Raw genomic sequence first — 23076 nt, 5'->3', positions numbered from 1 at the left:
TTCATTTTAACGACAATTTGTTGTATTTTTGTGCCAAATGTCGGGACATATGAAACACGCAAGAAAATACCAGGTGCAGGAAAACACCCTGATGATTGTGGAGAACCCGGGCGCGGCCTACACTCCAGGCAGCGGATACTATGACTTCATAGAACTTTCCCGGAGTGGCGTATTAAAAAGAGCATTATTGAACCTGAGTCGTCAGCTTTCTTTTTCACTGACAGAACTGGCGCAGGTGCTGCACATTTCAGAACGAACGTTGCAGCGTTATGCAGACGACGCCAAACTTGGCGCCGATACCTCCGAACGGGCGATCCTCCTCTCCCAGCTGTACCAGCGGGGCACAGAAGTTTTCGGCAGCCTGGAAAACTTCAAGGAGTGGATGCGCACGCCGCTTCCCACCTTTAACTATCAACTTCCTATTTCCCTGTTAGATACTACTTTTGGTTTTCAGCTGATTGAAGACGAACTGGGACGCATTGAACACGGGATATTCGCATAACTCATGGATGTTTACAGAATCAGTAAATGTGCCTACATCAATGACCTGACAGGCACAGGGTCCCGCTTGTACGGAGGCCGGTGGAACAGTCCGGGCCATTCGATCGTTTACACGGCCGGCAGCAGGGCGCTGTCTGCGCTGGAAGTACTGGTGCACATTCCCTTAAAAAATATTATTCAGGACTTTTGTATCGCCACCATCCACATCCCGGATGATATTGCGATCAAAGTGCTCACGAAAAAAGACCTTCCCTCCGGCTGGCAATCGCTGGCGCCCTTCCCTGCCCTGCAGACTATTGGCGACGAATGGGTGGACACTGCCCGCTATGCCGTGCTCAGGATTCCCTCTGTAGTGATTGCCGAAGAAAATAACTATCTCATCAACCCTTTGCATCCCGATGCCGCCCGTGTCACGATTACGGACACCCAACCGTTTGTGTTTGACCAGCGGCTGAGAAAAGTATAAAAAAGGGGCGTACCGGTTGGTACGCCCCTTTTTCCTTTGGATATTTTTAGCAGTAGCGGTTTACTCTAAACCGAACAGTCCTTTATTCAGCACCTGCAGTGTTTTTTCCTTGAACTGGCCATTCACCAGGATGGAAATGTTATGTCTGCTGCCACCGTAGGAGATCATACGCAAAGGAATACCTTCCATGGCATCAAACAGTTTGGTGATGATGGAAGGAGTAGCAGCCACCTCGTTGCCAACGATAGAAACGATCGTGTGGTGATGGTCCAGTTCTACTGTACCAAACGGCTGCAGTTCTTTCAGGATCTGGTCCAGGTGCGCTTCGCTGTCGATGGTGAGTGATACGGCCACTTCAGAAGTAGTGATCATATCGATCGGAGTACGGTATTTCTCGAATACCTCGAATATCTTCCGGAGGAAGCCATATGCCAGCAACATGCGGCTGGATTTGATCTTGATGGCGATGATACCGTCTTTTGCCGCGATAGCTTTAGCACCGTTGCCATTAGGCATTTCAGTGATGATGGTACCTTTAGCTTCGGGTTGCATGGTATTGAGCAGTTTCACCGGAATATTAAAATGCTGCGCAGGCCAGATAGAAGCCGGGTGCAGGATTTTAGCGCCGAAGTAGGCCAGCTCGGCGGCTTCGTCGAATGACAGCTGCTCGATCGGGAAGGTTTTTTTCACTACGCGCGGATCGTTATTGTGCATACCGTCGATATCGGTCCAGATCTGGATTTCTTCAGCCTGGATCGCGGCGCCGATCAGGGAAGCGGAGTAGTCACTGCCGCCACGTTTCAGGTTATCCACTTCTCCTTTGGCATTACGGCAGATGTATCCCTGTGTGATGAATAACTTCTGACCCTTATGCTGATTGATCAGGTTACCCAGTTTGATTTTGATCTTGGGAATTTCCGGTTCTTCATATTCATCGATGCTCATGAAATCCAGTGCTGGCAGCAAGACGGCGGGAATGCCGGCTTCTTCCAGGGATACGCAGAACAGGCGGGTAGACAACAGTTCGCCCTGTGCGAGGATATCTTTATTCAACGCTTCGTTGAAAGATATCTTCAGGATGATGTTCAGAAATTCAAAGTGTTCATCAATGATAGCTTTAGCGCTGGCACGGCCAGCCTCCTGTTTCACCAGTTCATCGCAGAAGGTCCTGTAATGGCTTTCCAGCTTGTCTATCTGCTGCTTCGCCTGTGCTTTTTTGCCTTCCGACAATGACTGGCTGATTTCCACGAGTGCGTTCGTGGTGCCTGACAGGGCAGACAGTACCACAATTTTCTGATCATTATCTGCTGTGATCAGTTGCGCTACTGAATGCATGCGCTCTGGTTTTCCCACGGAGGTTCCACCAAATTTTAACACTTTCATCTGAATATAATTGTTTTTGCCTCTTGCCGGGATAGCAGTCTGCTGGCCCGTTTCCGGCTGTTTATATGAATGATAGAAATTTAAAAATTCAAATTAAATTTAGCAGCTACCTCCTGCATATCTTTCACTACCGGCGCCAGAACAGGTATTCCATTTTCCAGGCGATGGCTGTGCATTTCCCTTTCCGGGTCACCGGGTATGAGCACCTGTTTACCTTCCACCGGTACCGCGGCCCTGAAGCGGCTGATCCAGGTGTCCATGTGGGATTTGAATTCATCTGCCGGGCGGAACGCATCTACGCGCATGGCGCCGAAGAAATGTCCCAGTCCTTCTCCCACCGGATCAGGGGCCAGCGGCAGGAAGCTCACAAAAGGAGGCGCCCATGGTCCGTAATTGGCCCCGGAAAGAACGGCCGAAAATATATCAACTATTGCTCCCAAACAATACCCTTTGTGACTTCCATGATCGCGGTCGCCGCCTAATGGCAGCAAAGCCCCGCCATCTTTGAGTTCATGCGGGTTGGTGCTGGGATTGCCATCTTTGTCCTGAATCCAGCCAATGGGAGCTTCCTGGTTTTTACGTTGCAGGATCTCCAGTTTACCATTGGCAGCAGTAGTCGTAGCGAAATCCGCCACGAACGGCGGTTGCTCTTTCGCCGGGATGGCCACCGCAATGGGATTGGTGCCCAGCATTCTTTCTTTCGCGAAAGTGGGCGCTACCAGCGGGCTGGCGTTGGTCATCGCCATACCGATCATATCCTGGTCCAGCGCTTTCATGGCATGGTAACCAGCGATACCGAAGTGGTTGGAGTTTTTAACGCTTACCCAGCCGGTACCGGCAACAGCAGCTTTCTGTATGGCCACTTCCATGGCAAACGGCGCTACAACGAGGCCCAGGCCAGCATCGCCGTCAACAACCGCCGTGCTGGGTGTTTCGTGTACAATGCGGATATTGGGACGGGCATTAATCCTTTTGGCTTCCCACAAGCGCACATAGCCGGACAACCGGGCTATACCGTGAGAGTCTATTCCCCGCAGATCGGCCGCTACCAGTACTTCACTGGCCAGCATAGCATGGTCGCGGGAGCAACCCATACGAATAAAAACCTCGCGGGTAAACTCCGTCAGATGATGATAAGAATAAATATGTTCCATGGTGTAATCAGGCTTGAGCAGTGGGACCACCAAAATTCATGGGCACAGAAACCGGCTCCTGGTCCTGAATTGTGCCGTGAACAGATTCGTATTTTTTGACATTATCCTGCAATGCCTTCATAAAACGCTTGGCATGCTGGGGCGTAAGAATAATGCGTGACTTGACTTTTGCTTTCGGCAGGCCCGGCATCACATTGACAAAATCCACTACAAACTCGGCATTGGAATGGGTGATTATAGCGAGGTTGGCATATTGCCCTTCCGCAATCTCTTCATTTAACTCGATGTTAAGCTGATTCTGCTCTTCGTGCTGATTTTCCATATCTATATGATTTAGCCCCACAAAAATAGAAAAAGAGGGCTCAATGAGCCCTCTTTTTTTATGGAAAGCGGTTAAACGGCTTTTTTTACTGGTCCCACCACATTTTGGTAGTGAGTGAAATACCAGTAGGCACATTAGCACCATTGTAGGACAGCTCAGACTGCGGATAAGGATAACGTCTCGGAATTTCCTTGCCGGCATTTTTGGATGTCAGCGCCGGAAAGCCTGTGCGACGCCAATCGGTGAAGTTTTCAGCCTGCAGGTACATCGCATAATATTTCTGCGTCAGGATGAGATTCAGTTTATCTGTAGCGCTGGCTGCCGGATCATATTTCACTTCCGGTTTGGCCAGATAACCTGTTGGGTCAGCTTTTACAGAAAGGAAGGAGCCAGTTACCGCTGCTTCGTAGTGGGCCTGTGCATCAGCATCCTGTCCGAGACGGGCGTATGCTTCTGCCAGGATAAAGTCCAGCTCATAGGCAGTCAACAGGTACACAGGGGAAGTTTTGGAGTCGTAGGCGCCGCCCAGGTATGGTCCCACCCTGTTATCACCCAGCGCTTTCATCTGGTTGATCATAAACGACTGGTCGTAAGTGATGTATCCGGGACGCTGGGCATTGAACTGCTGCACCGGATTAGCCCTGGTAGGGTCGTTCAGGAAAGCCACCGCAGCTTCCTCACCTGCGCCGATAATGCCGCCTGCCGCCTTGGACGCGTCAATTACCTTCTGTGCATAACCAGCAGGATCTTTTTTGGTGAGATGGATCAGCGTCCGCATCCGGTAAGAGTTAGCGAATTTTATCCAGAGAGCAGGGTCGCCGCCATAAAGCACGTCGTTGCCGCCGGGCACCGGTCCCAGCTGTGGCTGGTTCAGGTCAGCGATAGCTGAAGTGAGCAAACCATCGATGGTTTTATAGATATCTTCCTGTTTATCGTATTTCGGTTTGAACTTAAAATCCAGTCCCTGAAAAGCATCGCTGTAAGGGATATCTCCCCAGAGGTCAGTGCTGGTGCCCAATACATAGGCGATCAGTATTTTGCTGGCGCCGCTGTAGAAATACCATTTCTTGGGTTCTGACATTTTTCGCAGTTCCACCAGGTCATTGAGCGTACCCTGATAGAGATTGCCCCAGCAGGTGGTCAGGTTATCCGCCACGATCTGGTATAACTGGTAGTTCTTAAACTGTTGGCTGGTGCCGTCCACCTGATTGGTGAGCAGGCTGGCAGTGAGGGCAACGTCAGCACCACCAATCGTATAGGCGGCAGTTACTTCCGCCCCGGTGAGGATGGCCGCAGGCGGAGCGTCTACAGGCCTGTCCTGATCGTTATTAACATCCAGGTACTTTTTACAACCGGAACCCAGCGCAAGCAGGGCTGCGAAACCAGCAGTGACAAGTGTTTTATTGAGAATAGTCATAACTTCTGTTTTTCGATTTTTCAATTAGAACTCAAATTTTGCACTGAAGCCGTAGGTTTTGGAGCCAGGGTTGTTGAAGTAATCAAATCCTTGTGCTTCCTGCGTACCGAAAAGACTTGTTTCAGGATCTACGCCGGTGTATTTGGTATGCAGCCAGAGGTTTCTTCCTATAGCCGTCAGCGTTACTGCATTGAACCATGGTTTCTGTTTTTTGAAGACTTTGGAGCCTGTCAGCCTGTAACCGATAGACACTTCGCGCAGCCTTACCCAGCTGGCATCCTGGATAAATGGCTCATTTACCACAAAGCCGCTGCCGACACCGCTGTAATAGTCAGCGTTCAGATCAGCCTTGATATCGTTTTTCTCTCCTTTGGTAACGAGATTATTGCTACCGTCCAGGTGTCCTTTTACACCATCAAAGGTGGTTTGAGTACCTCTGGCGAGTGTATTGGCACTGGTACCAAAGTTGGTCATAGCGCCCCAGGTGCCATTCCACATACTCTGACCTTGTTTGGTTTCAATCAGGAAACTGAGGATAATACCTTTGAAGTTGAACATGTTTCCTACAGAGCCGGACCATTTGGGGTTTACATCGCCCAGGTACTGCAACGGATCATATACGATCGGATAGCCGTAAGAACCATCGCCTGGCGTGCCCTGATCATTAATAACCAGGCGGCCCTGTGCGTCTTTCAGGTAACCGGTGCCATAAAGGGAACCATATTGTTTACCTACGATAGCAGAAACGAAAATACCGGTGAAGCCGTTGAAGTCGAAGCGGTCAATACCTTCAGCCAGCGCCAGTACCTTGTTCCTGTTCTGGGCATAGTTGAATGTCAGGGTCCAGTCCAGGTTTTTGCTACGGACCGGCGTGATGCCTACCGTCAACTCATGACCATGGTTTTCCATAGAGGCAGCATTCAGAAAGGCGGAGCCATAACCACTGCTGGGCGCTATATTTACCTGATTTAACAAGCCTTTACTTTTACCTTTATAGTAGGTGTAATCAACTGTTACACGATTGTCAAAGAAGCGCAATTCCGCACCTGTTTCAAACTGATTGGTTTTTTCTGCGGTCAGATTGGGATTGCCCAGTGTGCTGCTTTTGGAATACCCTACCAGGCCATTATACGGGAAAACAATACCATTGGTCCATCCGTCAATAGGCGCAGTACGTGCATAGTACGTTTGCAGGCTATATGGATTGAGACCACGGCCTACACTGGAAAAGGCCACACGCACTTTACCATAGGACAACACATCGCTCTTTATTTTCAGCCCTTCGGTAAACACATAGCCGAGGCTGGCAGAGGGATAAAAGAAGAACTGATTTTTCACCGGCAAGGTGCTGTTACCTTCGTAACGACCGGTCAGTTCCAGGAACAGGTAATTGTTGAACGCTACGTTTGCTTTACCATAGAAAGCCACTCTGCGTTGCTGGGTATTTGCGATAGATAAAGTATTGCTACCAGTGTTGGTAATGCCCTGAAAGTCGTTGCCGCTTAGTCCATCGCCCTGTGTATGCAGGTACTTGGTTTTATAATCGTACACGTTTTGACCAACGAGGAAGGAATAGTCAAAGTTGCCTGATTTTTTAGTGAACGTAGCAAACAGGTCATTGTTGATAACCAGGGTGCTAAGCTGATCTTCAAAATATTGTCCGTCGGGGAAACCACCGGAGCCTTTGGAATAGATCTGTTTACGATTGTCCAGGGAATAATCGCCTCCAAACCTTTCAGTAATACTCAACCACTCAAAAGGCTTGTAAACGCCGCCCACCGTGCCAAAGAAACGTTGTACGTTGTCTTTAAAAGGGTTCATATTGACAGTCCAGTAAGGGTTGTCATAGATACCTCTGCCGCGGTAGCTGCGCTGGTCACCGCTGTTATCACCGAGGAGATAAGCCGAAGGATCGGTAGGATCAGAAGCGCCGTTGGAGTTATCGAATGTAGGCGTTGTTCTCAGAAGGCCCAGCATGATACCGCTCAGGTTACTGCCCTGCTGCGCGCGGCGGCCGCCTGAATTAACATAGTTCATTGTGCTGAACATGCTGAACTTATCAGAGAATTTATAGTCCGTTGAGAAAGCGATAGTGTTCTTCTTAAAATCTGTGAGTGGGATCATCCCCTTCTGATTGTAGATGGAAGCAGACACGCGGTATGTCAGATTGGGCGTAGCGCCGCTGATGGCCAGGTTGTTCTGTGTACCTACGCCTGTCCGGAAGAACTGGTAAGGATCGTAAGCGATAGCCGCTTTACCGCCAGGGTTCTGGCTTCTGCCTACCAGCATACCATTTTTATCCCACAGGTATGGTTTGCCGTCAAATACGAGTGTATCTATGGCCGGTCCGAAAGAATAAGCTTTAGGTCCGCCGTCATCACCCGGATGGGAAAGATCACCGTAACCCTGTGCATATTTGTTTTGTCTTTCCGGCAGCTGGCTTACCTTGTCGAAGTTGACAGTAATACCATAAGAGATATTAAATGACCTGCCGTCAGGATTTCTTTTTCCTTTTTTGGTGGTGATGATCACAGCACCGTTGGATGCCATGCTACCATACAATGCTGCGGCAGCAGGCCCTTTCAGCATAGTGATATTTTCCACGTCATCAGGGTTGATGTCCACCATTCTGTTGGATTGCAGTACACCGGCGGTGCCTCCGCCATCGCTGGAGGTATTGGTTTCTGTATTGTCCACCGGTAAACCATCAATTACAAATAATGGCTGGTTGCTACCCATGATGGTCGTTGCACCACGGAGCTGTACTCTCACCGGGGCGCCAGGCGTACCGGAAGCGGTCACGATACTGGCGCCGGCTACTTTACCGGAAAGGGCACTAAGAGGGTTGGAAGGAGCTGTTCTGACTAATTCTTCGCCTTTAACATCCTGGGCAGCGTAGCCAAGCGCTTTTTTCTCCTGGCGTATACCCAGGGCCGTTACCACTACTTCCTGCAAAGCTTTGGTATCTACCGGCAAGACGATATTGAGAGTAGGATTATCACCAACGGTCACTTCGCGGGTGAGGAAGCCAACGCTTCTCACCACAAGCACTGCATTAGCGTCTTTTACCGTGAGGTGGAAATTTCCCTGTCTGTCGGTAGTAGTGCCGGTGGTGGTGCCTTTAATCTGTATGGTAGCCATAAGTACCGGGCTTCCGTCACTGCCCTTTACTGTACCTGATACCTGCCGTTCCTGGGCATAAGTCAGGCTGACAATTGCCATGGGCATGGCAAAAAGGAGTAAAACCTTTTTCATAAAAAGATTCAAATTTTGGTTGAAAAAGAAAGTGGACAAGCGTCCAGCATTATATCGTTGTCATAGACCTGGCATATACAATACAATTGTATATACCGCTAACGGCATAAATAACTTCTGATCAGGCTTTGATTAAACGTACGATAGACAGCAAAAACCATTTCTATAATCGCATATAGTCACAAGCAAACGAGCAAACAAGCAAATAAGACTAGCAAGTTGGAATAGCCATTGCTAAGGGCACAGCTTTTTTAAAGGTAAAAGCGCCTCATTGATAGTTTAGTTTTTAAGATTTAGATTTTGGTTGAACATCCCCAAGTTATAAAAAAAAACCTTTCTAGCCCCTTTGCGGGTTAACATTTTTTTAACAGCAAAGATCCCAAAGTACCTAATCAACTAACAATCATTCATTTACGAGAATAAAAATTAATACCGATTGGAGGACTGCTTACCATGACTGGAGCAGTTGAAACTGAAAAAAGGTTTTTCTGTCACCGGTGACCATCTCCTGTCCTGTCCCGATGGTTTGCTGACCGAGGTATATCACCTGATGTATTCGCAGCCAGCAGGACAAACGACGGTTTATTTTCCACTTCGCGTTCAGGTAGTACTGCCAACCATCTCCATATAACATTGAGACGGCGTTATCATATAATACGCTACGCTCATAAGCGTATATCCGTGTGTTATAGTCTGCCGTTCCAAAACGGGTAAGTCTTGCATTGATCGCCAGCGGGCAGGCACGCGGATGCCATGCCGCCTCCAGGTATGCCAGCCACCCTGTTTTCCTGCCGGTATCCGCTGCATACATGCTGTACTCTGCCCTTGACCTGAACTGCCAGCTGCGGCCATAGGTGCTTTCACCCTGCAAACGTAGATGCGTTGATGTTACATCCGTCAGTACGCTCAGCGCATTGCCTGCGGCTTTTCTGTTTTCCGCATGGGTGGCATTCGTGATCCGCAGTGACAGTCGTTTTCGTTTATTGGGCGTGTATACCGCCTGTACTGAAAAATCATGCCCGCCTGAAGGTGCATCCGCGCGGTATTTCAGCCAGGGAAAGCGGAAGAAGTCTGCATAGCCGTCTACCTTCCAGCGATTGCTGAGCAACATGCTGACACCTGTGTACCATCCCTGTTCATTCACGGTCCGGGAGCCATCCCCGAAGCTGCTGGTGTAAAATGACTGGTATGCTTTATCATAATACCGGTACACCATGGCCACGTCCACCATGGGCGCCACACTGGCCAGTGCGCCCTGCACGATGGCAGGCCTGCCGTTATCGCTGGCGGCCACCTCCCCAAACAGATGAACATTTTTCCAGTATGCCGCATAATCCATGCTGGCGCCGGTCAGCTGCGTACCGGTGAAATCAAACTGGCTGTACGGTTTCAGTTCCCGTTGTAGACCAGGGTTAAGACGGTGACTAACGATATTGGCGCCCAGCTGCCAGCGATGCTGCTGATAACGGACACTCCCGCCGCCGCTCCACTGTTGCACCGCTCCCTTGCGTGACAGTTCCGCCAACGTACGGTGATAACCGCTACGCTGCAAGGCAGTGGCACTTACCGCATCCTGATCGTCATCGGCAGACAGCGTACCGTCCAGCCGCCGCAGCGACACGAAGGCCGTGGCCTGCCACGCCCGCTGCTCCCAGGTGGCGGCCGCGCCCCGGAAGAAATTATTTTCCCCGGCGGAAGTGTGTGGCCGCAGGATATCACCTTCCCGCTTTACCTGCATGGCAGCCGCTCCTTTACCATAGGCATGCGCCTGCCACTGCAACAATCCCTGTCCAAGGTTCACTGTGTAATCTCCCAGGGCGATGGTCTTCAGCCCACATACATTACGGACAAACAGATGCGCACTGTAATAGTCAAACCCATACTGCTTCGGAAACCCGCTCCACGGCTCACCTGCATCTTTCTCCATGGTGACGCCCCAACTGACATAACGCGGAAAACTATACCGGTAACGCAGCAGTACCTTGTCCGGACCGCCCTGATAGGCTGGCGGTGCGGTGGCAGTGCTCTGATAGCCGCGGGGCTTTTCCAGCTGACGGCCGTACCGTAACATGGCAGTATGGCCGCCTTTATGCAGATAATCATGCAGGCTGTAATGCGGCATAAGGTCATTGCCTACTTTCACATAGGGCAACAACTGTCGTATCACCTCCGGTTCAAACCCCGGCACTGCCTGGAGTTCATAGATACTGACCAAGTTGCCCAAAAGGCGCCGGTAAGTGAGGAACTCCTGCACCTGTATGGCCGTCAGTATTCCTAACGACTGCAACGTGGCGCCATCAGCAGTGTTCAGCTGTATTTTATGCCGCATAAAATCTTCCAGCTGCTGCCAGTCCTCATCATCGTCTGATGCGGCGTCTGTTGCGGCCGTTTCTTTTTCCAGCGCATTTTCCATGACGGCAGGCAGTTCCGTTACCTGTCTGGCTGCCGCCTTCTCCCAGCTACCACACAACAGCAGCCATATCACGGTTATTCTGTACCATCCCGCTGCCATATGATAGTGGTTGAAGGGGTGATGCCCAGTTGAGGGTGAAAGCCGGCTGCAAACATGATCTGCAGCATATGCCAATGAATGGTGATACCCGCATGCTGAAAGGGCGCACAGGTGGCAAATCCCCATTGCAATGCCAGCGGCGGAACGATCCGGTAGCTGGCTGTTGCTTTCAGCCAGGCGGTTTCATTGTCGGCTTTTCCTATTTCGGCACTCAGTAAAAAAGCGGAGGATGCCTCAAAACCAATACCGGCGCTGTATATGGTCGTCCCTGGCCGGGAATGGCTGATACGGACGCCGGTATGCCACTGCTCACCGGCATGCCATAACAGGCCGCCGGTAACGGCCACGCCACCGCGACTGCCATAACCGGTTATCGCTTCTGTGAGGTAACTGCCCTGCAGCCCTATTCCGGCATTCCGTCCCAGCCGCATGCCATAGGCCAGTGCAGCCTGCTGCCGGTAATAAACGCCGCTGCCTAAGCGCATCAGCTGTAAACCAAACGCACCGGCCCCTGCGGGGATAGCTGCCATAGCCTGGTAAAGCGGTATCTCCTGTAATAAAAAACGCTGTTCTGCATAAACGCCTGCTGTAAAGGCGTGCAGACAAGACAACCCGGCGGGTTGATAAGCAGCGGAAGCCACCTGCTGAAAATGACGGCTGTAACTGCCTGCAGCAGCATCTTTGCCGGCCGGCATGGATAAAGACTGTGCATACGTCATCAGAAAGTATGACACACAAACAATGGTCAGTAACAATGGTTTCATAGCGGGGTTTTAACAAACAATTCCTGTACGACAAACATACACCACTAAAAAATAGCAAATGTTAACCACTTCTAAACGCGTAAAAAAATTTCCCGGAAAATAAAAACCCCGCCTGGCAGTTGCCAGACGGGGCGTAATAAGCTGTTGCCGTAAGGATCAGAAAAGTCCGTGCAGCTGGGAATCTATTTTTGAAATGATTTCTCCGAGGTCTTCATCGCTCTCGGGGAATTTATTTTTATCAATATCAATCACCAGCAAAGGACCTTCATCATATTTTTCAATCCAGTTGTTGTAATATTCGTTTAGCCGTTTGAGATAGTCGAGCCGGATATTTTCCTCATATTCCCTTCCTCTTTTCTGTATCTGTGCTACCAGCGTGGGCACGGACGCCTGCAGGTAAATCAGCAGGTCCGGTGGTTTCACCATACTTTTCAGCGTCTGAAAGAAGTTGAAATAGTTATCAAAATCCCTTTTGGTCATCAGTCCCATCTCATACAGGTTGGGCGCGAAAATATGCGCGTCCTCGTAGATAGTGCGGTCCTGTATCACTGTCTCTTTTCCATTCTGGATTTCGAGCAGCTGTTTCAGCCTGCCGTTTAAGAAATATACCTGCAGGTTAAAAGACCAACGGGGCATATCCTCATAAAAATCGTTCAGATATGGGTTGTGCTCTACATCTTCATACTGCGGATGCCATTTGTAATGGCGGCAGAGCATTTCGGTGAGGGTGGTTTTACCCGCGCCGATATTGCCGGCGATCGCGATATGTTTGATTTTATTTTGTTTTGCCATGCTAATGAAAGGTCGTGAATACTGAAAAATGCTGACAGTTGTGGTTACTCAAAATAGTTTAAACCAATGAGATTTCTCGCCTGTTGCAAAGTTTGTGCCGCATTTGCCCGTGCTTTTTCAGCTCCTTCTTTCATGATCTTATGCAGATAAGCGCGATTTTCCTGCAAGTCTTTCGCTTTTTCGCGGATAGGTGCAATAAATTTCACCATATCTTCTCCCAGCTGTGTTTTCATATCTCCATAGCGGATGGTGCCGGCATTAAAAGCATCAACATAAAACTGAACGGTATCAGGAGCAGATACCAGTTTCATGATTTCAACCAGGTTAGCTACGGATTCCGGCATAGGTTCGCCGGGTATGCCGCTGCCACTGTCGGTTTTAGCCTTTTTCAATTTCTGACGGATCTTTTCATCATCGTCTGACAGGTAAATGGTAGACATTTCATTTTCACTCTTGCTCATTTTACCACCTTTACCATCGAGGCTCAGAATACGCACAAGGTTATCACCATAGTTGAAAGCCACCGGTTCAGGGAACAGCTCACCATAACGGTTATTAAAACGCTGCGCGAAGTTGCGGGCCATTTCCAGGTGTTGTCCCTGGTCTTTGCCCACCGGCACTTTCACGGCACGTTGAATAAGAATGTCCACGCTCATGAGCACCGGATAGGTCAACAGGCCGGCGTTCACGTTTTCGGGCTGCAATCTTACCTTGTCTTTAAACGTAGGTACTTTTTCCAGCTCACCTTTATAAGCCAGCATATTCATCAGCAGATACAGCTCTGCTATTTCCGGTACATGGCTTTGGGCGTACAGGGTCACTTTTTCCGGGTCGAGGCCGGAAGCGATGTTTTCCGCCAGCACCCGCATCACATTGGCTTGCAGGTCTTTCGGGTTCGGATGGGTCGTCAGCGAATGCCAGTCCGCCACAAAAAAGTAGCAGTCAAACTCTTCCTGCATCCGGATATAATTACGGATCGCGCCAAAATAATTGCCTAAATGCAAATAACCGGTGGGGCGTATGCCGCTCACCACAATTTCTTTTTCTGTAGCCATAACAGGGCGCAATTTAAAGAATAGCTGTTAGCTTTTAATATTCCCTTGCCTGCTGATCTGTAAAAAAATATCATAAAATGTGCAAAAAGGCGATGGCAGGCAGCTGAAAGCTCTCCGTTTATCCCTATTTTTGATATACCATCATTTTGGCTATTACATTTTATTATTTTTTGATTTAATTTGATTATGGAAGTGAACGACGCCCTGGTACAACAGTTAGCCGACCTCGCCAGACTGGAATTCAACGAGCAGGAGAAAACCGCCATCCGTGGCGACCTTCAGCGGATGATCACCTTTGTGGAGAAACTCAATGAACTGGACACTACCGATGTAAAACCGTTGTTACATCTTACTGCTGACTATAATGTTTTCCGGGAAGACAAGGTGACGACCACCATCACCCGGGAAGAAGGCCTTCAAAACGCACCTGCGGCCACCTCTGAATACTTTGAGGTACCGAAAGTCATAAAGAAATAACCACATGCAAAAGTCCGTTATCCACCTGGAAGACATCAGAAAAAGCTATTTTTTAGGTAAAAATGAGCTACCGGTACTGAAGGGGGTATCCCTGGACATCTTTAAAAACGAGTATGTTGCCCTGATGGGACCTTCCGGCTCCGGTAAATCCACGCTGATGAACATTCTCGGATGCCTGGACTCCCCCACCGCCGGCAAATATATCCTGAGCGGCCACGACGTCAGCACCATGGCAGACAACGACCTGGCCGGCGTTCGCGGTAAAGAAATCGGCTTCGTTTTCCAACAGTTCAACCTCATGCCCCGCCTTACCGCTCTCGAAAATGTGGCCATCCCCCTCATCTACGCAGGTATCGGTAAAAAAGAAAGGGAGGAAAAAGCCCGCGAAATGCTCGAAAGAGTAAAACTGGGCGACCGTTACAAACACAAACCCAACGAACTGTCTGGTGGACAGTGCCAGCGTGTGGCCATCGCCCGTGCCCTCGTGAACGATCCCTCCCTCATCCTGGCCGATGAACCGACCGGTAACCTCGATACCAAAACCTCCATCGAAATCATGGACATATTCGGTAGCATCCACGCTTCGGGCAACACCGTCGTACTGGTGACGCACGAAGAAGATATTGCCGATCACGCCAGAAGGATCATCCGCCTGAGAGACGGTGTCATCGAGTCTGACAGGGTCAACGAGAAAAAAGAAGCCCTGCTCAAATCATGACCGCTGCGTAATTCGTATTTTGCAGAAAAAAGACATGTCTCTTAAAATATACACCAAAACAGGGGATAAAGGCAAAACCTCCCTGATAGGCGGTACCAAAGTACCCAAGAGCGATCTCCGCATAGATGCCTATGGCACCGTAGACGAACTGAACTCCTATATCGGTCTGGTCAACGATTACATGGCAGATCCGGACACCAAAACACTGCTGAAGGAAATACAGGACCGCCTGTTCACCGTCGGCGCAGCGCTCGCCTGCGATCCGGACAAAGAAACGAAAATGCGCATCCCCGACCTCCACGAAGCAGATATCCTACTGCTGGAAACCAGCATCGATAAAATGAATGAAGAACTGCCCCCCATGAAACACTTCATTCTGCCAGGCGGACATGTGGCCGTGTCCACCTGCCATATCGCCCGCTGTGTATGCCGCCGCACTGAAAGGCTCTGCGTAGGCATGCAGGAACAGGAGATGTTCATCGAACCGCTGGTCCTTAAATACATCAACCGCCTGAGTGACTACCTCTTTGTATTGGCCCGCTGGACCGGCCACAAGCTGGGCGTGGAAGAAATCCCCTGGAAACCAAGGGTATAGTTTTTTTCTTAAATTCGCTGCATGTTCACAGGAATCATTGAAACAACAGGAGAAGTTATGTCCACCCGCAAAGACGGCGGTAATCTCATTATCAATATCAAGTCGTCCATTGCCGGTGAACTCAAAATAGACCAGAGCGTTTCCCATAACGGTGTATGCCTTACCGTTACCAACATTCAGGGCGATACCTACGAAGTGGTAGCTGTCGCGGAAACGTTACAGAAAACCAATCTGTCACTGCTGGTGCCAGGCGCTAAAGTCAACCTGGAAAGGGCCATGGTCTTCAACGGCCGTATAGACGGGCACCTCGTGCAAGGCCACGTGGATGGCACCGGCACCTGCGTTTCCCGCCAGGAGCAAAACGGCAGCTGGCTGTACCGCTTCACCTATCCTACCGCCAACGCCGGCCTGATAGTGGAAAAAGGAAGCATCTGCATGAATGGCATCAGCCTTACCGTATTCGATATCACGGAGAAAGAATTTTCTGTGGCCATTATACCATATACGTTCGCATTCACCAACGTACAATTCATGCACCCCGGACACCTCGTTAACCTGGAGTTTGATATTCTGGGTAAATACGTAGCCAGACAAATGGCGGTGCGATAAACAATAAAGACTTTGAAAAAACACCTGCTGCTGTCCATATCTCTGCTGCTCACACTGCTGGCACATGCCCAACAGACAAAAGTGGCACGTATCAACGTGTGGTACGATACCACCGCCGTGTCCGAACTCTATGACCGGGTGCCTGTCGGCGTGGAACTCGTATATAGCGACAGCAGCAGCCGCCAAACCACCGGCATGTTGCGCGGCAACCTCCGCTGGAATAAAATACAGGTCAGCACGTCCAACGGCAATATCCGGGACGGTATCCTTTATTTCAACCGCATGCAACTGGTAAAGGACCATTATCGTGTAACCATTACCGTTAACGGGGAAGGAAATACGTCCCTGTCAAATACACTGACCCTGCCTTACCTGGTAGGTATGCGTTTCAACCATTATGCGGACAGCATTAAACGTAACATCCGCTATTATATGAACGTAGAGGGGAAATTCAGCAGCGGGCGGGTACTGCCGCTGGATACCGTACAACTGCGGTTCCGGACTTCTGCCGGTACCGTTATCGGTCAGGATGTATTGGTGGAACAAAATGATACGGCAAAGGCAGTGATGATGGAAGCATGGTACAAAGCCAACCCCAACCTGTATATCCGTTCAGAAGTACCTGTCAAAATAATGCCCGACCCCGAACTGCCGCCCCCACCGGGACAGACAAGGCCACGGGGCCGGCGTCAATAACATTAAATCAGCGTACGCGCCTTCAGCTCCAGGTATTTGTTGACCACATTCAGCGTCAGATGCTCCGGCGTACTCAATAAAGACATAATGCCGTATTTGGCCAGCTCTTTCACGATCAGTTTCTTATCGTAGGCAAACTTCTGCGCAATAGTCTGCTTGTAAATAGCTTCCACGTCCACGGCCTCCTGCTCTGTTATCCGCTTCAGTTCCGTATTCTCAAAAAACACGACCAGCACCAGGTGGTACTTCGCCAGCCGCCGCAGATAAGGCAGCTGCCGCTGCAGGCTGGACATCGATTCAAAATTGGTGAATAATATCAGCAGGGAACGTTGTGATAAATGACTGCGTAACTGTACGCTTAATGCTTCCAGGTCACTCTCCTTCCATTGTGTTTCCTGCGAATACAACAACTCCAGTATCTTGTTGAGCTGCACTTTTTTATTGCTCGCCGGCAACACTTCCACGGCACCTTCATTATACGTTACCAGTCCTGCCCTGTCGCCTTTGCCTAACGCCACATTGCTGAATACCAGCGAAGCATTGATGGCATAGTCCAACAACGTCAGTCCGTCAAAAGGCATCTTCATGGTACGTCCCTTGTCGATCACACAGTATACCTGCTGTGATTTTTCTTCCACATAGTTGTTTACCATCAGGTTACCGGAACGGGCGGTCGCTTTCCAGTTGAGCATACGCACATCATCCCCCTTCGTATACGGCTTGATATGATCAAACTCCATACTGTGGCCAATTACACGACGTTTATGCACCCCTATCTCATTGAGCCGGTTCATATAGGAATACAGGGAGAAATGCCGCAACTGCTGAAAGCTGGGATACACCTGCACATCCTGTTCGGTGTTGAAGACGAAGCGGCGGTTAACGATACCCAGCGCGCTCTGTACAAAAATATAGGTATATCCGAAATGATATACGCCTCTTTCCACAGGACGCAGCTTATACCTGAATTCATACGCTTCACCGGCGCCCAACTTCGCTTTCATAGCGAAATTACGGTCCTGGAACTGGAATGGCAGCTCTTCCACCAGTGTTGCAGACACCGGAAAAGGATAACGGTTGGTGCAGGCGACCACTACGTCGTTTTCATCCCCGTTACTAAAGCGGGGACTGGCTGTACGCACGGCCTGGAAGATATTGGCCGGTCTCAGCACCAGCAATATCATGTCCAGCACCAGTAATACCAGCAGTACCACAAAAATCAATATGGCAACATTGAACAGCCCCGGTACAAAAAAGGAAATGATGAACAACAGGATGTTGGCCCCCAGTCCCATGTACAGGCGATTGCTGAAAAACAGCTGCTGATACAAGTTGTTTTTTACAGTTGAAGACATATACAATCAGCTTATCTGGGAACCTCTACCATCTTGATGATCTGTGCGATCACATCGTCCGTACGGATACCTTCCATTTCTTTTTCCGGTGTCAGCATAATGCGGTGACGCAATACGTGGGGGATCATTTCCACGATGTCATCAGGCACCACAAAGTCCCGGTTACGCATGGCAGCCATGGCTTTGGCGCAGTTCATAACGGCAATGGATGCACGCGGTGAAGCGCCCAGGTACAAGGATGCGTTCATACGGGTTTCCTGGATAATGGAAGCGATATAGTGCAACAGCTTTTCGTCTATCCTTACCTGGCGCACCAGGTTCTGGAATTCGATCATCTGTGTGGCCGTCACTACTTTCGCTATTACTGTAGACAGGTCTGTAGCGCCGTTCAGCCGTTGTACATTTTGCAGCACTGCCACTTCTTCCTTCAGGTCGGGGTATTTCACCTCCACTTTGAAAAGAAAGCGGTCCAGCTGTGCTTCCGGCAAACGATAGGTGCCTTCCTGCTCTATCGGGTTCTGCGTGGCAATTACCATAAACGGGCGGTCCAGCTGGTAAGTCGTACCATCGTTGGTGATCTGCCTTTCTTCCATCACCTCAAAAAGGGCCGACTGAGTTTTGGCAGGGGCACGGTTGATTTCATCTATCAGTACCATATTGCTGAAGACGGGTCCTTTTTTGTATTCAAATTCCCGCGTTTGCGGATTGAATACGGAGGTGCCCAACACGTCAGCCGGCATCAGGTCGGGGGTGAACTGTATCCTGGAGAAATCAGCGTCTATACACTGTGCCAGCAATTTGGCGGTCAGTGTTTTGGCCACGCCCGGCACCCCTTCAATCAGTACATGCCCTTGCGTGAGCAGGCCCGCTATCAGCAGGTCCACCATCTGGTGCTGTCCCACAATTACTTGACCAATCTGTGCTCTGATAGCTTCCACGCCTTCATGCAGGGTGGTAAAATCAGTCCTGGGTTGAAAGGTATTGATGTCCATTATTTCGTATTTAAATAAAAATGTTGAATGCGTTGATAAAAATGTTGTAGTTGCTCGTCGCTTACCTGTCCGGCCAGCTGAATATGATGCACCATATTAATCAGCTCTTTTACTTCATTCTCAGGCATGGCCGCCTTTTTGGACAATGCCTCGATGAACTGTGCATTAAGGTGATTGGTATTCAGATAATAACGGTTACGGATATACTCCAACAGATGCAATATCATTTTATGCGCCAGGTTGAAGTTATCGTGCTGCTGATAATACAACTGGCCGATGGCATCCACAAATTCAAGGGAATTGTTGGCCAGCACAGGTTTATCAGGGATGATGCGTTGTCTTCTTTTTCCTTCAAAAAGCACATACAGTAATAACAACAATACCGACAGCCACAGTGCCCAGCGCATCGAAGGATAACGCATCAGCACCTGCCATTCGCTGAAATCGCCGGACTGTGCGCTGTCCTGGTGGCTGTAGAAATCGTCCCAGTAAATATTGGACGCATCTCCCGGCATGTAGGACAACTGCGTTTCCAGCGCCCCGACATTATCCTGTTCCAGCAGGAAGTAGTTGGAGAAAGTATAAGGGTTCAGCGATATAAAAAAGCAGCCGCGCCCGTGTACCACCCGGATGAAGTTGGGTTTGCCTTTAAAATTGCTGCCCAGTACTTTCGTATAGCCGGTATCGATAGCAGAAAAATAACTGCCGGCCACCATACCGCTGTAGCTGTAAGTCGTGTCCAGCGGCACTGACTGATCATTATATCCCTGTACTTTGGTGGGAACGCCCGGCTGATAATTGTACCCTTCCACTACTTTACATTTCAGCTTCTTCGCCAGCAACGGATCAATTTTATTCACGCTCAGAAAAAGATAGTTGCCGATGGACACACATTCCATCATGGCCTCCACATCTTTCTCCGTTGTGAACAGCTCGTTGGCCACCAGGATATAGTTGTTGTACGCATAACGCAGTTCTGATTCCTTTGCATAGGTGGTGGCAAAGGGTTTGGTCACTACCTGCACGGAGTGGCGGGTAAAAAGTTCCGGTAGCGTTTTGAAGGCCACATAAGCGCCACCAGCCTTTTTATCCTTGCTGGAGAAAGATGATTTCTCCATTTTGGTAGATAACCGGTCGTTGTTCAGTGTTCCCTTTTTGCCGACAAAAGCCAGCAATATTACCAGGAGCAATACAACGCCGATGATGATATAGGTGGTCCTGTTTTTCACGAAGCTTTGCCTAATTGGTTATTAAAATCCCTGAACTGCTGGTCCATGGTCCTGAAGTTGTCCGCACTGATTTCAAATCCGCCGTACCAGATATATTCATAGTCCAGCGTTAATGTGGAAAACGCTTTATAGTAAGGTGTGTTCCGCATGCTGCGCAGATAATCGTTGTTGGTTTTTTCCCGGCCGGGAGTAATCAGCTGGCGGTTGGCCAGTTGGAACAACGTGTACAGGTACCACCAGCGGATAGCCTGTCTTATCTCTCCCGCAGCGATGGCTGCACGGATTTTTTCTTCGTATTCTGACGCGCTTTGCAGGTTTTCTTCCTGTATTTCTTCCAGACCATCTACCAGTTTGGGTTTTCGGAAGATGCTCAGGTCGTTGTTTTTCATAAACCGGTACAACAGGTAACCAAGCCCTGCTAATAACAGGATGAGGATTACCCAGCTAAACCGCCAAAGAAAATAGAACAACGCAGCAAAAAAACGGGCAACGCCCTCTCCGAACCCGGAGGTCGTTTTTTTGTCTTTATCGGGGTTATCACGATACTGCATGTCGTCGTCTGCTTTCAGTTCCCTCATGGTATTTTCATGCACCGCCCTTTTATCAAACGGGGGGAGCTCTACTTCTTCTCCATATTGGTCCAGAACAGAAGACCCGGTCTGCGCCTGCGCGCCTTCCTCACCAGCAGCTGTTTCAACAGGTGGAATAACGGCCGCCGAATCTTCTGCCGGCACAGCTATCGCCGGAGGCGGGTCGGTTGGTGGTGGAACGGACTGTGCGGTCCCCCTCATTGCTATGCCCAACAGGCATAACAACAGCAGCGACCAGCTATATTTTTTGCAAATGCTTCTCATGACAATTACTGCTTTGAACGGGGCAATGGAACAATCACTTTACCGCTTTCACTGAGGCGGTACCCTTTACGGTGCAGCCGGATAGGATACACAACGAAGTAGCCTATCATAAAAAACAATGAACCGGCGAGTATAAAAAGACTAAGCCACAACGGCATTTCAGTATAGCGGGTCACGAAGCCTTCCAGGAAAGCCGCCACCACGAAAACAGGGATCAAAGTCACCATGATCTTGATACCATCTTTAGCGCCTTTTCGTAAGGAGTCCAACCGCTTGCGGGTGCCGGGGAACAGAAGGCTTTTTCCCAGAATAATTCCTGCGCAGCCGGAAATAACGATACTGGATATTTCCAGTGTTCCGTGTATCCAGATCACCAGTATGGACTTGAAGCCCAGGCCATGCGAAAAGAATATATACTGGAATACGCCGAGCATAATACCGTTGTGCAGCAACAGGTACAACGAGCCTGCGCCGAGGAAGATACCGCCTACATAACACATCAGCGATACCCGGATATTGTTGATCGCTATCTGCAGGAACATCAGCAACGGATTGCCCTGTTTATATACGCCGAAAGGGTCGTTATTCGCGATGTTCCGTTCTGTCATGTTTACATATTCATCTCCCAGAAACCCCCTGACAAATGTTTCATCGTGCGCAGAAGAAAAAGCGCCGATGATACAGAACAGCAGGAAAAAACAAAGCGTAAACAACAACAGCCGGTGATACTGCCGGAACAACAGCGGCAGTTCATACCGGAAGAATAATTGAAAGCGGCCCACTTCCTCTTTGCGGTTCTGATAAATACGCTGGTAAATACCGGCTGCCAGTCCGTTGATATAGCGGGTTACTTTGCTGAAGCTATAGAATGTTTTGGCATAAGAGAGATCATCCAGTAAGGAAACAAATCTTTCCGCCATTTCATCGGGGTCCTCTGTTGGCTCCTCCTGGATCTGTTTCCAGCGGGGCAAATTTTTCTTGATAAACAACGATTCTCTCATAATGAGTCAAATTCCCTTTTTTTGAATCCGGATATCTACCTACAGTATAAGGGGGAGTATCGGGCAAACATACTAAATCGTTTAACAATATATAAACAAATATGTAAATTTGAGTATGAGCAACATAAAAATACCAACTTCCTTTAACATTGACCTCGAATTTGAAACGGCGGACGCGATGGCGCGTTTTCTCGCCTGGCTCATTGATTTCGGGATCAGGGGCGCATATGTCCTGCTGGCTTTTATAGCTATTGGCGCACTTAATATATCCTCCAACGCCAGAATGGTGTTTATCATATTGGTGGTAACGATACCTGTCATGTTGTATTTCCTGGTAACGGAAATAGCCATGGGCGGGCAGTCACCCGGTAAAAAAATACTTCATATGAAAGTGGTGAGCCTGACCGGCAATCAGCCTACCGCGAGCCAGCACCTTATCCGGTGGATATTCCGGATGATAGAATCCCCCCTGATGGCCGGGCTGTTTTTTATACCGGTGATCCTTCCGATAGTGACCATGTCCCGCACCGCTTATAACCAGCGCCTGGGCGATCTGGTGGCCGGCACGATAGTGATCAATACCAAACGTAAGGGCAGCATTGAAGAAACTATTTTCCGGGACATGTCGGCATCCGACTACCAGCCGCAGTTTCCGCAGATCATGCGGTTGTCTGACCGGGATATGAACAAGGTAAAAGAACTGCTGGATAAAGCGTTGCTGGCCGGAGATGAAGTACTCGCCGCCAAGGTGGCACATCGCGTCAAAGAGGTGCTGCATATTCAGTCCGACCTGCCCAATACCGGTTTTCTCGAAACGGTATTAAACGATTACAACTACTACACCACGCGGGACAACTGAGGTGGATGATATTCAACAGAAAGGCCGAAGCATGTTGCTTCGGCCTTTCTGTTTCAGTAAGATATTTTGC

Annotated in this window: 22 protein-coding genes; 8 read left to right on the top strand and 14 right to left on the bottom strand. The window is 49.4% G+C overall.

What is annotated here, in order from left to right:
• The first annotated feature begins 49 nt into the window (after positions 1-49).
• Positions 50-502: an antitoxin Xre-like helix-turn-helix domain-containing protein gene (locus tag HGH92_RS16195; RefSeq protein ID WP_168871826.1), complete on the top strand. Its 453-nt coding sequence runs from the start codon at positions 50-52 to the stop codon at positions 500-502.
• Positions 503-505: 3 nt separating this feature from the next.
• Positions 506-967, top strand: coding sequence for an RES family NAD+ phosphorylase (locus HGH92_RS16190; protein ID WP_168871825.1), 462 nt, complete (start codon positions 506-508; stop codon positions 965-967).
• A gap of 60 nt (positions 968-1027) precedes the next feature.
• Here the strand turns inward: HGH92_RS16190 and HGH92_RS16185 are convergent, their stop codons facing one another.
• From HGH92_RS16185 to trpS, 9 genes are all read right to left on the bottom strand, one after another.
• A complete protein-coding gene (locus HGH92_RS16185) occupies positions 1028-2350 on the bottom strand; it encodes an aspartate kinase (RefSeq protein ID WP_168871824.1) in 1323 nt (440 codons plus the stop codon).
• An 80-nt stretch (positions 2351-2430) separates the two neighbouring features.
• A complete protein-coding gene (locus HGH92_RS16180) occupies positions 2431-3504 on the bottom strand; it encodes an Ldh family oxidoreductase (protein ID WP_168871823.1) in 1074 nt (357 codons plus the stop codon).
• 7 nt (positions 3505-3511) lie between these two features.
• The gene (locus HGH92_RS16175) at positions 3512-3826 is read right to left on the bottom strand and encodes a DUF3467 domain-containing protein (RefSeq protein WP_168871822.1); all 315 of its coding nucleotides are present in this window, start codon (positions 3824-3826) and stop codon (positions 3512-3514) included.
• A gap of 85 nt (positions 3827-3911) precedes the next feature.
• Positions 3912-5243, bottom strand: coding sequence for a SusD/RagB family nutrient-binding outer membrane lipoprotein (locus HGH92_RS16170; protein ID WP_168871821.1), 1332 nt, complete (start codon positions 5241-5243; stop codon positions 3912-3914).
• A gap of 24 nt (positions 5244-5267) precedes the next feature.
• Complete coding sequence (locus HGH92_RS16165) at positions 5268-8498, bottom strand: SusC/RagA family TonB-linked outer membrane protein (protein WP_168871820.1); 3231 nt, start codon at positions 8496-8498, stop codon at positions 5268-5270.
• Between the two features lie 448 nt (positions 8499-8946).
• A complete protein-coding gene (locus HGH92_RS16160) occupies positions 8947-11010 on the bottom strand; it encodes a ComEA family DNA-binding protein (protein WP_168871819.1) in 2064 nt (687 codons plus the stop codon).
• Positions 10986-11774, bottom strand: coding sequence for a hypothetical protein (locus HGH92_RS16155; RefSeq protein ID WP_168871818.1), 789 nt, complete (start codon positions 11772-11774; stop codon positions 10986-10988). Before HGH92_RS16155 ends, HGH92_RS16160 begins: the two co-directional genes overlap by 25 nt.
• A gap of 156 nt (positions 11775-11930) precedes the next feature.
• A complete protein-coding gene (locus tag HGH92_RS16150; protein ID WP_168871817.1) occupies positions 11931-12566 on the bottom strand; it encodes a deoxynucleoside kinase in 636 nt (211 codons plus the stop codon).
• A 44-nt stretch (positions 12567-12610) separates the two neighbouring features.
• Positions 12611-13621 carry a tryptophan--tRNA ligase gene (trpS, locus tag HGH92_RS16145; RefSeq protein WP_168871816.1) on the bottom strand — a complete coding sequence of 337 codons (1011 nt, stop codon included), beginning with the start codon at positions 13619-13621 and terminating at the stop codon, positions 12611-12613.
• Positions 13622-13807: 186 nt separating this feature from the next.
• Here trpS and gatC point away from each other — a divergent pair, with 186 nt between their 5' ends.
• The 5 genes from gatC to HGH92_RS16120 are packed head-to-tail and all read left to right on the top strand — an operon-like array spanning position 13808 to position 16716.
• Entirely contained in the window at positions 13808-14098 is a 291-nt protein-coding gene (gene gatC, locus HGH92_RS16140) for an Asp-tRNA(Asn)/Glu-tRNA(Gln) amidotransferase subunit GatC (protein ID WP_168871815.1), read from the top strand.
• A gap of 4 nt (positions 14099-14102) precedes the next feature.
• The gene (locus HGH92_RS16135) at positions 14103-14816 is read left to right on the top strand and encodes an ABC transporter ATP-binding protein (RefSeq protein WP_168871814.1); all 714 of its coding nucleotides are present in this window, start codon (positions 14103-14105) and stop codon (positions 14814-14816) included.
• A 34-nt stretch (positions 14817-14850) separates the two neighbouring features.
• Positions 14851-15411 carry a cob(I)yrinic acid a,c-diamide adenosyltransferase gene (locus tag HGH92_RS16130; protein WP_168871813.1) on the top strand — a complete coding sequence of 187 codons (561 nt, stop codon included), beginning with the start codon at positions 14851-14853 and terminating at the stop codon, positions 15409-15411.
• 21 nt (positions 15412-15432) lie between these two features.
• A complete protein-coding gene (locus tag HGH92_RS16125; protein ID WP_168871812.1) occupies positions 15433-16020 on the top strand; it encodes a riboflavin synthase in 588 nt (195 codons plus the stop codon).
• 12 nt (positions 16021-16032) lie between these two features.
• Positions 16033-16716: a hypothetical protein gene (locus tag HGH92_RS16120; protein ID WP_168871811.1), complete on the top strand. Its 684-nt coding sequence runs from the start codon at positions 16033-16035 to the stop codon at positions 16714-16716.
• A 2-nt stretch (positions 16717-16718) separates the two neighbouring features.
• Here HGH92_RS16120 and HGH92_RS16115 read toward each other — a convergent pair whose 3' ends face one another.
• Genes HGH92_RS16115 through HGH92_RS16095 form a run of 5 tightly spaced genes read right to left on the bottom strand, consistent with a single transcriptional unit; the run spans position 16719 to position 22147 of the window.
• Entirely contained in the window at positions 16719-18071 is a 1353-nt protein-coding gene (locus tag HGH92_RS16115; RefSeq protein WP_168871810.1) for a DUF58 domain-containing protein, read from the bottom strand.
• Positions 18072-18082: 11 nt separating this feature from the next.
• Positions 18083-19063, bottom strand: coding sequence for an AAA family ATPase (locus tag HGH92_RS16110; protein WP_168871809.1), 981 nt, complete (start codon positions 19061-19063; stop codon positions 18083-18085).
• Positions 19063-20292: a hypothetical protein gene (locus HGH92_RS16105; protein ID WP_168871808.1), complete on the bottom strand. Its 1230-nt coding sequence runs from the start codon at positions 20290-20292 to the stop codon at positions 19063-19065. The genes HGH92_RS16110 and HGH92_RS16105 overlap by 1 nt, the downstream gene beginning before the upstream one ends.
• Positions 20289-21146: a DUF4129 domain-containing protein gene (locus HGH92_RS16100; protein ID WP_168871807.1), complete on the bottom strand. Its 858-nt coding sequence runs from the start codon at positions 21144-21146 to the stop codon at positions 20289-20291. Before HGH92_RS16100 ends, HGH92_RS16105 begins: the two co-directional genes overlap by 4 nt.
• 5 nt (positions 21147-21151) lie before the next feature.
• Positions 21152-22147: a stage II sporulation protein M gene (locus tag HGH92_RS16095; RefSeq protein WP_168871806.1), complete on the bottom strand. Its 996-nt coding sequence runs from the start codon at positions 22145-22147 to the stop codon at positions 21152-21154.
• Between the two features lie 115 nt (positions 22148-22262).
• Here HGH92_RS16095 and HGH92_RS16090 point away from each other — a divergent pair, with 115 nt between their 5' ends.
• Positions 22263-23006: an RDD family protein gene (locus HGH92_RS16090; RefSeq protein WP_168871805.1), complete on the top strand. Its 744-nt coding sequence runs from the start codon at positions 22263-22265 to the stop codon at positions 23004-23006.
• The last annotated feature ends 70 nt before the right edge of the window (positions 23007-23076 follow it).

It is taken from the genome of Chitinophaga varians, from assembly GCF_012641275.1.
Taxonomy (GTDB): Bacteria; Bacteroidota; Bacteroidia; order Chitinophagales; family Chitinophagaceae; genus Chitinophaga; species Chitinophaga varians_A.
This window is presented reverse-complemented; position numbering and strand designations above follow the sequence as displayed.

Excerpts from the sequence above, each read along its gene's own strand:
- HGH92_RS16195 (WP_168871826.1), top strand. The coding sequence starts at position 50 with ATGAAACACGCAAGAAAATACCAGGTGCAGGAAAACACCCTGATGATT.
- HGH92_RS16190 (WP_168871825.1), top strand. The coding sequence starts at position 506 with ATGGATGTTTACAGAATCAGTAAATGTGCCTACATCAATGACCTGACA.
- HGH92_RS16185 (WP_168871824.1), bottom strand. The coding sequence starts at position 2,350 with ATGAAAGTGTTAAAATTTGGTGGAACCTCCGTGGGAAAACCAGAGCGC.
- HGH92_RS16180 (WP_168871823.1), bottom strand. The coding sequence starts at position 3,504 with ATGGAACATATTTATTCTTATCATCATCTGACGGAGTTTACCCGCGAG.
- HGH92_RS16175 (WP_168871822.1), bottom strand. The coding sequence starts at position 3,826 with ATGGAAAATCAGCACGAAGAGCAGAATCAGCTTAACATCGAGTTAAAT.
- HGH92_RS16170 (WP_168871821.1), bottom strand. The coding sequence starts at position 5,243 with ATGACTATTCTCAATAAAACACTTGTCACTGCTGGTTTCGCAGCCCTG.
- HGH92_RS16165 (WP_168871820.1), bottom strand. The coding sequence starts at position 8,498 with ATGAAAAAGGTTTTACTCCTTTTTGCCATGCCCATGGCAATTGTCAGC.
- HGH92_RS16160 (WP_168871819.1), bottom strand. The coding sequence starts at position 11,010 with ATGGCAGCGGGATGGTACAGAATAACCGTGATATGGCTGCTGTTGTGT.
- HGH92_RS16155 (WP_168871818.1), bottom strand. The coding sequence starts at position 11,774 with ATGAAACCATTGTTACTGACCATTGTTTGTGTGTCATACTTTCTGATG.
- HGH92_RS16150 (WP_168871817.1), bottom strand. The coding sequence starts at position 12,566 with ATGGCAAAACAAAATAAAATCAAACATATCGCGATCGCCGGCAATATC.
- trpS (WP_168871816.1), bottom strand. The coding sequence starts at position 13,621 with ATGGCTACAGAAAAAGAAATTGTGGTGAGCGGCATACGCCCCACCGGT.
- gatC (WP_168871815.1), top strand. The coding sequence starts at position 13,808 with ATGGAAGTGAACGACGCCCTGGTACAACAGTTAGCCGACCTCGCCAGA.
- HGH92_RS16135 (WP_168871814.1), top strand. The coding sequence starts at position 14,103 with ATGCAAAAGTCCGTTATCCACCTGGAAGACATCAGAAAAAGCTATTTT.
- HGH92_RS16130 (WP_168871813.1), top strand. The coding sequence starts at position 14,851 with ATGTCTCTTAAAATATACACCAAAACAGGGGATAAAGGCAAAACCTCC.
- HGH92_RS16125 (WP_168871812.1), top strand. The coding sequence starts at position 15,433 with ATGTTCACAGGAATCATTGAAACAACAGGAGAAGTTATGTCCACCCGC.
- HGH92_RS16115 (WP_168871810.1), bottom strand. The coding sequence starts at position 18,071 with ATGTCTTCAACTGTAAAAAACAACTTGTATCAGCAGCTGTTTTTCAGC.
- HGH92_RS16110 (WP_168871809.1), bottom strand. The coding sequence starts at position 19,063 with ATGGACATCAATACCTTTCAACCCAGGACTGATTTTACCACCCTGCAT.
- HGH92_RS16100 (WP_168871807.1), bottom strand. The coding sequence starts at position 21,146 with ATGAGAAGCATTTGCAAAAAATATAGCTGGTCGCTGCTGTTGTTATGC.
- HGH92_RS16095 (WP_168871806.1), bottom strand. The coding sequence starts at position 22,147 with ATGAGAGAATCGTTGTTTATCAAGAAAAATTTGCCCCGCTGGAAACAG.
- HGH92_RS16090 (WP_168871805.1), top strand. The coding sequence starts at position 22,263 with ATGAGCAACATAAAAATACCAACTTCCTTTAACATTGACCTCGAATTT.